Here is an 868-nt window from a genome sequence, read left to right as displayed (position 1 = left end):
CCAACCCGAGGCCGCGCGGGTCCGTGCGGGGCTGCTGGGCGAGCCAGTAGTGGTCGCGTTGGAACGCGTACGTGGGCAACTCCACCCGCCGCGCGCCGGGGAAGAAGCTGGTCAGGTCCAGCGGCGCACCGTGTGCGTGCGCGCGTCCGAGGCCGGCGACGAGGGTTTCGGCCTCCGGGCGCCCGGCGCGCAGCAGGGCGTGGGCGGTGGACGACTGACCGTGGAACGATTCGGCCGCCATGGCCGTGAGGACGGCGTCGGGGCCGACCTCGACGAAGACGGTGGTGCCGCGCTCTTCGAGGGTGCGGATGGCGTCGAGGAACCGTACGGGCTCGCGCACCTGGCGCACCCAGTAGTCGGGCGAGGTCAGCTCCGCCGCCGTCGCGAGTCGCCCGGTGAGCGTGGAGACGAGGGGGCGGCTCGGCGCCCGGAGGTCGAGGCGGGCGAGCACGTCACGGAACGGGGCGAGCGCCGGGTCCATGTGCGGGGAGTGGAAGGCGTGGCTGACGCGCAGGCGGCGGGTCTTGCGGCCCCGCGCGCGCCAGCGGTCGGCGACCTCGGTGGCGGCCTCCTCGTCTCCGGAGATCACCACGGCGGTGGGCCCGTTGACGGCGGCGACGGACACCCGGTCGGCGTGCTCGGCCAGCGACCGCACCACCTCGGCCTCGGTTGCCTGCACGGCGATCATCGCGCCCCCCGGGTGGGCCGCCTGCATGAGTCGGCCCCGGGCGGCGACCAGCGTCGCGGCGTCGGCGAGCGAGAGCACGCCGGCGAGGTGAGCGGCGGCGAGTTCGCCGACGGAGTGCCCGGCGAGCGCGTCGGGCGTGAGCCCGTGCTGCTCAAGGAGGTGGAACAGGGCCACCTCGTG

Annotated in this window: 1 protein-coding gene; it reads right to left on the bottom strand. The window is 75.7% G+C overall.

Features of this window, described 5'->3' with window-relative positions:
* Window positions 1-868: acyltransferase domain-containing protein (locus KUM32_RS40145; protein WP_217146645.1), on the bottom strand; the 868-nt coding region annotated here is incomplete at both ends.

The sequence above is a fragment of the Streptomyces sp. AC627_RSS907 genome, from assembly GCF_019049165.1.
Note: the sequence above shows the minus strand (reverse complement) of the source record. Positions and strands in the feature narration are given on the sequence as shown.